Consider the following 2,770-nt stretch of genomic DNA (forward strand, 5'->3'; position numbering starts at 1 on the left):
GGACCCTCGAAGGGTCCGGGACGCGGCGATCATGACGGATCAGGAACTCTCAATGCACCTCAGTGCACCCGCATGCCGGGCTGGGCGCCGTCGTCGGCGGCGAGGATGTAGATGTCCGGCTCGCCGGCCCCGGCGGCCAGCACCATGCCCTCGCTCACGCCGAACCGCATCTTCCGCGGCTTCAGGTTCGCGCAGCAGATCACCTTCCGGCCCAGCAGGCTCTCCGGCGAGTAGACCTTCTTCATTCCTGCGAACACCTGTCGCGTGTGGTCGCCGCCCAGGCCCAGCTTGAGCTTGAGCAGCTTGTCCGCCCCCTCGACGGCCTCGCTCTCCAGCACCTCGGCGACCCGCAGGTCCACCTTCAGGAAGTCGTCGATCGTGCACTCCTCGGCGAGCGGCTCGTCGGCGATGTAGTCCTTGCCGCCCGCGGCCGGCGTCTCGGCGATCTCCGCCTCGGCGTGTTCGGCCTTCGATTCCTCGACCATTTGACTCACCTTCGCCCGGTCGACCCGGGTCAGCATGTGTTTGAATTTGGAAACCGGCGTCCCCGTCAGCGGCACGGTCGCCGCCTCCCAGGACGAACATTCGCAGTGGAGTAACGCCTCCGTCTTCGCCGCCAACTCCGGCAGCACGGGGGCCAGATAGACCGCGACCTGACGGAACAGGTTCAGGGCGACGGTGCAGACGTCCCGCAGTTCGTCGGCCCGGGCAGGGTCCTTGTTCATCGCCCAAGGCTCGGCCCGTTCGACGTAGCCGTTCGCCGCTGTGGCCAAGGCCAGAACCTCGCGCGTGACCGCGGCGAAGTCGCCCGCTTCGTACAGGTCCGCCAACAGATCGGCCTTGGCGGCCCCCGCGGCGAACAGGCCGCCGTCGTCGGGGTAGGTCTCGCTCAGCCCCGTCGGCTTGGCGAACCGGGCCGTGCGGCTGGCGAGGTTCACGATCGTGTTCACCAGATCCGAATCGACCCGGTCGGCGAAGTCGGTCAGGTTCAGATCGAAGTCGTCCCACCGCGGCGTCAGCTTCGTGGCGAAGTAGTACCGCAGGTAGCTGGGATCGAGGTGCTCCGCGTACTTCGCCGCCCGAATGAAGGTCCCGCGCCGCTTGCTCATCTTCGCCCCGTCCACGGTGAGGAAGCCGTGCACGTGAATGCGGTCCGGCAGCTTCATCCCCGCCGTTTTGAGCATCGCCGGCCAGAACAGGCAGTGGAAATAGGTGATGTCCCGGCCGATGAAGTGGTGCAGCTCGCTGGAAGCGTCGGCGCCCCACCAGTCGTCGAAGTTCTCCCCGCGGGCTTCGCACCACTCTAGCGTGCTGGCCGCGTAGCCGATCGGAGCGTCGAACCAGACGAACCAGAACTGCCCCGGGTGACCGGGGATCTCGAACCCGAAGTAGGCCGCCGGGCGGGAGACGTCCCAGTCCCGCAGTTCTTTGGGATCGGACGCGTCGCCGAGGAACTGCCCCTTCAGGTAGTTCGCCACCTCCGGCGGCACGGCCCCGCCCTCCACGAACTCGCGCAGGAACTCGTGCAGCGGTTCGATGGTGACGAACAGGTGCGACGCCTCCCGCACCTCCGGCGTGGTCCCGGAGAGGGTGGAGACCGGGTCGATCAGGTCCGTCGGCTCGAACGCCGCCCCGCACACCTCGCAACTGTCCCCCAACTGGTCCGCCGATTGGCAGTTCGGGCAGGCGCCCTTGACGAACCGGTCCGCCAGAAAGGTGCCCTCCGTGGGGTCGTACAACTGGGAGACGGTCCGTTCCTCGACCCGACCGGCCGCGGTCAGCGCGCCCCAGACGCGCTCGCAGAGGGTGCGGTTGGCCTCCGAGTTCGTGCTGCCGTAGTGGTCGAATTCCACGCCGAACTTGGCGAAGTCCGCGAGGTGCTCCTCCCGCACCCCGGCGACGAACGCTTCCTCCGTCACCCCGGCCCGGCGAGCGGAGATCATCACGCTGGTGCCGTGGGTGTCGTCGGCACAGACGTAAACCGTGCGGTGTCCCCGCATCCGCTGGTACCGCACCCAGATGTCGGTTTGCAGGTACTCGACGAGGTGCCCGATGTGGATCGGCCCGTTCGCGTACGGCAGCGCGCTGGTCACCAGGATCCGACGGGAAGCGGTCGGCGAAGCGGTCTCGGCGGCGGCCATGAGCGAACGGTGCGAGGAACGGCGGTCCGTCCCCCCCGACGCCGACGACGCCTCGTCGCCTGCCGCGCGGGGAGGAAGGCGCAACCCTACCCGTCCTGCCGCGACGCTTCGAGGACAGGCAGATCGCAGCCCGGAACGGAGATTCCGAAAAAACGCGCGGCCGGACCGTTGACCTCCCGATTTCCGCGAGTACTATCCCCCTCGCCCAACGGGGCGGAGAGGCCGCGGGACGCGAAAGCGACCGCCGCGGAGCCGCCGCCCTCCGGGCCGCCCGGCCGACCAACGTTCGACCGGGCCCCTCTTTGACAATTCGATTTAGGTAGTCTACGACGCTTGAGTCGTTCTCCAGCGGAGAGCGAACTCAAGCACCTGTAACCAGACAGTTTCGAGCGAACCGTGCATCACGGTTCGTGCCGGACCATACGGATCCGATGACGCGAGCGCGGCGGCCGCCGACGGCTCTCCTTCGTGGGAGGGTTTGATCGACGGGCGCGGCGGATCAAACACCCGAGTTTCGCCGGAAGCTTGCTTCCGGCACCAAGTCACTTGAAGGGTTTGATCCTGGCTCAGAATGAACGCTGGTGGCGTGGATTAGGCATGCAAGTCGTGCGGCGACGAGCCCTTCGGGG

Annotated in this window: 1 protein-coding gene and 1 rRNA gene; one reads left to right on the forward strand and one right to left on the reverse strand. The window is 67.5% G+C overall.

Features of this window, described 5'->3' with window-relative positions:
- Positions 1–59: 59 nt before the first annotated feature.
- Positions 60–2,141: a methionine--tRNA ligase gene (gene metG, locus ACG2DA_RS22295; RefSeq protein ID WP_395258836.1), complete on the reverse strand. Its 2,082-nt coding sequence runs from the start codon at positions 2,139–2,141 to the stop codon at positions 60–62.
- A gap of 543 nt (positions 2,142–2,684) precedes the next feature.
- On the opposite strand from metG, the gene ACG2DA_RS22300 reads away from it, so the two are divergent.
- Positions 2,685–2,770: ribosomal RNA gene (locus ACG2DA_RS22300) — 16S ribosomal RNA — on the forward strand; the annotation flags it as partial.

It is taken from the genome of Alienimonas sp. DA493, assembly GCF_043951915.1.
GTDB lineage: Bacteria > Planctomycetota > Planctomycetia > Planctomycetales > Planctomycetaceae > Alienimonas.

What these genes read in the sequence shown, in the direction of transcription:
- metG (WP_395258836.1), bottom strand. Translation starts at nt 2,141, where the DNA reads ATGGCCGCCGCCGAGACCGCTTCGCCGACCGCTTCCCGTCGGATCCTG.